This is a genomic window from Flavobacterium sp. (assembly GCF_003525665.1).
GTDB lineage: Bacteria > Bacteroidota > Bacteroidia > Flavobacteriales > Flavobacteriaceae > Flavobacterium.
Genome location: NZ_DQDX01000034.1, coordinates 603 through 6,013 on the forward strand (window position 1 = coordinate 603; position 5,411 = coordinate 6,013).

The window sequence follows — 5,411 nt, forward strand, 5'->3', positions numbered from 1 at the left end:
TTTCAGGTTTCAGATGGCAGATTGCAGATTTCAGTTGTCTGTTCTCAGATGTCAGTTCTCAGTTGTCTGTTGTCTGTTATCAGTTCTCAGTTGTCTGTTCTCAGATGTCTGTTCTCAGTTGTTTGAAAACTATTTTTTTGAAGAGCATTCCTTTTAAACTTATAAACTTCTAAACTCATAAACTTTTAAAAAAAATGAATCATATAAAAATCGCAGGCGTTCCAGAACATTTCAATTTGCCTTGGCATTTGAGTATTGATAATGGCGAGTTTGAAGCCGTTGGAATCGACTTGCAATGGACTGATGTTCCTGAAGGAACTGGAAAAATGTGTCAGATGCTTCGTGATGGTGAGACCGATATTGCCGTGATTTTGTCGGAAGGAATTGTGAAAGATATTGTGGGTGGCAATGCAAGTAAGATTGTGCAGGTTTATGTTGAAAGTCCGCTAGTTTGGGGAATTCACGTGGATGCCAAATCTAAGTATCAAACGCTTTCTGATTTAGAAAATGGTAAAGTTGCTATTTCTCGTTTGGGTTCGGGTTCGCAATTGATGGCTTACGTGAATGCTAATAATCAAGGTTGGAATACCGATACTTTGAAATTCGAAATTGTGAATACCATCGATGGCGCGGTAGAAAGTTTGGCAAAAGGTGCATCTGATTATTTCATGTGGGAAAAATTCATGACCAAACCACTAGTTGACAAAGGCATCTTTAGAAAAGTAGCCGATTGCCCTACGCCTTGGCCTTGTTTTGTGATTGCCGTTCGTGATGAGGTCTTGAAAAAACATCCCAATACTATTGCTCAAATTCTTGAAATCATTAACATAAAAACCCAAAGTTTTAAAGAAATTGAAGGTATTGACGCTGCTTTAGCAGAAAAATACCATCAAAAGATAGAAGATATTAGAGAATGGCTGTCTATAACCGAATGGTCGCAAAGTGCATTATCTAAAGAAATGTTAAACAAAATTCAAAATCAACTCTTTGACCTTAAAATTATTGATAAAAAAGGTACATTTGCTAAAATTGTAAAAGCCCTTTAGCTTCGCGGTTTTGTAACTGTATGATACAAAAAGTAAAATTAACTTACGACCAAATAATGTCCAAATTCCAGGTGAACAAGCCTTGGGACACGATTATTATTTTTGTACTAAATATTTTACTTACCATTCCTATTTTTCTTATTGTACATCAAAATACCATTGATGCCAATTGGTTTTGGCACATTGATAGAGTACTAATTTTCATCTTGATAATCGTAGTTATTCAGCTCATTTTAAGAGCGATGCGCAAGATTATATTAATTTCCATTTTCCTTTATTTAGTGTCTTTATTCGTTGGAACCGTTTTTGGTGGTTACGGCTTTAAAAGCGTTTTTGAAGACTACCAATACATGTTGTATTTCATGTCAGACAATCCGAATCCGCAAGATATTATCATTTCCAAAATGCTTCCTTTTCCCAATAAATCCAAGGTTTTGGATGCCATCGAATATGATAATCCAAAGGTTCGAAGCTTTGCTTTGATGGCAACGACCAAGCACTTTAGAAAAAGTAAAGACGATTTTAGAGACTATGCAACCATCATTCAATGTTTCGCCGTTTTCAAAGAAATCAACAGCCGTTGGAATTATGTGAGCGATCCCAAAAACAAAGATTACATTGCCACAGCATCCGAATCGTTAGCTTATTTGTCTGGTGATTGCGACGATCATTCTATTTTAATGGCAGCTTGCGTTAGAGCTATTGGTGGAACGCCACGTTTAATTCACACCGATGGTCATATTTATCCAGAGATTCTTATTGGCACAAAGAAAGATTTTGAAGCCGTAAACTACCTCATTAAGCAAGTACTTTTCGTCAATGAAAGTAAAGATAAAGTCGTAAATTATCATATAGACGAACGCGGACAAATATGGCTAAACCTAGATTACACTGCACATTATCCTGGCGGACCATTTCTAAGTGAAGAGATTTTGGGAGCGCTGACTTTGAATTAGCATTTTTTCATTAATTTTTTTTAATTTTATCTTTGTTTAAATGCAAAAAAAAAAGAAATATTTAAAAAAAATAGATAAATTGCACCAAACTTAAAAACAATTTAATTTATGAAAAAATTATTTGCTTTAGCATTTGTTGCATTGTCTTTAATGACATCTTGCTCGTCTGACGAATCTGTTTCTGTAACAGAAGAAAAATTAGTAAAAAAATGGTACTACAAAAGTTTCCAAGCAAATGGTCAAACTGATGCTTACGGACATCAAGCTTGTAGCAAAGACTACATTCAATTTTTAGCTGATGGAACATACATTGAACATTATATTAATACTTGTAGTCCATTAGATACTGAAACTTTAACTGGAAGTTGGGTTTTAGAAGGTAATACAGTTGCAGTTTCAATTGATGGAGATAACTTCAGCGGAAAAGTCACAAAAATTAGCGCAACCGAATTACAAATCACTCAAAATGGTGATTACGATGAAGATGGCGATGATGAAAAAATTAAAGCTAATTTCACAAATAACTAAATAATTATAAAGCGTTTCAATTTGAAACGCTTTTTTTTAGCAATCAATTACCATTTTATCGTGAGTATTCTAATATTCTTAAGTTAAAACAATTAGGAGCGAATTCCCGAAGCTTCGGGATTGGTCTTTATTTGTAATCCATGTTCCTGCTGCCTTTCCATTTCGTCTCAAAAGACAAGATTCCCTTGCAATCAGTCCCGAAACTTCGGGATAGTTAGCCATTCATTTGAACTTCTCTTACCAATTAATAACACTTTCATCTTTAGAACTCAAATACTCGTTAGTCAATTTAAAATGATTGTTTCCAAACCACTTTTTATGCGAATGCGCAAACGACGGATGTCCGCATTCTAAAACCAAATGTTTTTCAGTATCAATTTGGCTTCCTTTTTTGTGAGCAAAACTTCCCCAAAGTAAAAAAACTACATGTTCTTTTTCATCAGAAATGGTTTTAATTACAGCATCTGTGAAAACATTCCATTTTAAATGTTTATGACTGTTGGCTACATCTTTTCTTACTGTTAATCCAGCATTTAAAAGTAAAATTCCTTGACTTGCCCATCGTTCTAAATTTCCTGAAGTTGGAGTAAAAATCGTATCAAATTCCAAATTAATCTCAGCAAATATATTGCGTAACGAAGGTGGAATTTTAATGCCATCGTTTACAGAAAAACACAATCCATTGGCTTCACCATCACCATGATACGGATCTTGACCAATAATTACGACTTTTAAATCATCAAACGAACATTTTTCGAAAGCATTAAAAATCAAATCCTTTGGAGGAAAACAAGTAAAATTCTGGTATTCCTCATCCACTTGTTGCATCAGTTCAATGAAATAGGGTTTTTGAAATTCGGCTGATAAATGATTTTGCCACGAAAGGTCGTTTATAAACATATCATAATTTTTTATCAAAAATATAAAAATCTATTGCAATATGGATTACATCCTTCGTAACTTTGAAATTCTAAACTCAACTAATGATTTCTATTACAGATAAAACCCTTCAAGACTTAGAATTTAACACCATTTTGGAAACCATTTCGGCACTTTGTAATACCGAAATTGGTAAAGAAAAAGCATTACAAATTACGCCGTTTAGCAATAAAGAATTGTTAATGAATTCGCTATTGCAAACCTCCGAATATGTTTCGTCGTACACCAATAATAACGCTATTCCAAACCACGGATTCGAAAACATTTCTACCGATTTAAAAATGTTGGGAATTGAAGACAGTTTTCTAGAAGTTCCCACCTTTAGAAAAATTGCCACACTATCAGAAACTGTGAATGTTTTATTGCTTTTCTTAAAGAAATTCAATGATTATTATCCTAAATTAAACGAACGCGCTGTTCAAGTAGAATATACCAAATACATTATACAAAAAATTGATGAAGTTGTTGATAAATATGGCGTGATTAAAGACAATGCTTCACCCGATTTAATTAATATTCGTCGCGATATGAGTGTGGTTCGTGGTAAAGTCAACCAGAGTTTTGGTACTGCTTTAAGTCAGTACAACGGTTTGGGTTATTTGGATGACATCAAAGAAAGTTTTGTAGAAAACCGACGCGTTTTGGCAGTTTTAGCCATGTATCGCCGTAAAGTAAAAGGTTCTATTTTGGGAAGTTCCAAAACTGGAAGTATTGCTTACATTGAACCCGAAGCTACGCTGAAATATTCGAGAGAATTGAGCAATTTAGAATACGAAGAACGCGAAGAAATCACACGAATTTTAAAGAAATTATCCAATGATATTCGTCCGTTTTTAGATTTATTAAAACAGTACCAAGATTTTTTAAGTGATATTGATGTAATTGCTGCAAAGGCAAAATACGCCAATAAAATCAATGGTTTATTACCAACAATTATCGAAGAAAAAAGGTTGTTTTTTAGAGATGCCTTCCATCCTATTCTGTTTTTGAATAATAAAAATAAAGGCGAAAAAACGTATCCACAAACTATTGAATTAAGCGACGAAAATAGAATTATTGTAATTTCTGGACCTAATGCTGGAGGAAAAACAATCTCGTTAAAGACCGTTGGATTATTGCAATTGATGTTACAAAGTGGGATGTTGATTCCGGTTCACGAACGCAGCGAAACGTTTTTATTTGATAGAATTCTCACCGATATTGGAGACAATCAATCTATTGAAAATCATTTAAGTACTTACAGTTACCGATTAAAAAACATGAACTACTTTTTGAAAAAATGCAATTCAAAAACGTTGTTCTTAATTGACGAATTTGGAACAGGTTCTGATCCTGAACTTGGTGGTGCTTTGGCAGAAACTTTCCTAGAAGAATTTTATCATAGAGAAGCCTTCGGAATTATTACAACGCATTATTCGAATTTGAAAATACTAGCAAACGAATTACCATTTGCATCCAATGCCAATATGTTGTTTGACGAAAAATCGTTAGAACCCATGTACAAATTGATTTTAGGTCAAGCTGGAAGTTCGTTCACCTTTGAAGTAGCACAGAAAAACGGAATACCTTACGGATTAATCAATCGTGCGAAAAAGAAAATTGAAGGTGGCAAAGTTCGATTTGACAAAACAATTGCTACACTTCAAAAAGAGCGTTCGAAGATGGAAAAAACGTCTTTAAATTTGAAAGAAGAAGAAACAAAAGCACGTGAGGAAAGCAAGAAAATGGAAATCACGAACGCTAAAATTAAAGAGAAATTAGAGCGTTATCAAGAATTATATGATGCCAATCAGCGATTGATTTATATTGGACAAAAGCTTGATGATTTATCAGAATCCTATTTCAACAATAAAAATAAAAAAGTACTTCTTGGTGAACTGCTCAAGATTGTAGAAATTGAAAACAGCAAGCGCAGAAAATTATCGGTTAAAGAAAAAGCGGA

General features: G+C 33.8%; 5 protein-coding genes. 4 read left to right on the forward strand and 1 reads right to left on the reverse strand.

The genetic code is table 11. The annotated features are described in order from the left end of the window. The first annotated feature begins 194 nt into the window (after window positions 1–194). The 3 genes from DIU01_RS02260 to DIU01_RS02270 all read left to right on the forward strand — a co-directional run bounded on the left by DIU01_RS02260 (window position 195) and on the right by DIU01_RS02270 (window position 2,530). Complete coding sequence (locus DIU01_RS02260; protein ID WP_290831639.1) at window positions 195–1,046, forward strand: substrate-binding domain-containing protein; 852 nt, start codon at window positions 195–197, stop codon at window positions 1,044–1,046. A 20-nt stretch (window positions 1,047–1,066) separates the two neighbouring features. Next, a complete protein-coding gene (locus DIU01_RS02265; protein WP_290831640.1) occupies window positions 1,067–2,002 on the forward strand; it encodes a transglutaminase in 936 nt (311 codons plus the stop codon). Between the two features lie 108 nt (window positions 2,003–2,110). After that, window positions 2,111–2,530: a lipocalin family protein gene (locus DIU01_RS02270; RefSeq protein WP_290831641.1), complete on the forward strand. Its 420-nt coding sequence runs from the start codon at window positions 2,111–2,113 to the stop codon at window positions 2,528–2,530. A 237-nt stretch (window positions 2,531–2,767) separates the two neighbouring features. Here the strand turns inward: DIU01_RS02270 and ung are convergent, their stop codons facing one another. Beyond that, window positions 2,768–3,430, reverse strand: a complete 663-nt coding sequence (ung, locus tag DIU01_RS02275; RefSeq protein WP_290831642.1) for a uracil-DNA glycosylase — start codon at window positions 3,428–3,430, stop codon at window positions 2,768–2,770. An 83-nt stretch (window positions 3,431–3,513) separates the two neighbouring features. Between ung and DIU01_RS02280 the strand changes: the two genes are divergently transcribed. Then, a partial coding sequence (locus tag DIU01_RS02280) for a DNA mismatch repair protein MutS (RefSeq protein WP_290831643.1) occupies window positions 3,514–5,411 on the forward strand: 1,898 nt, incomplete at its 3' end.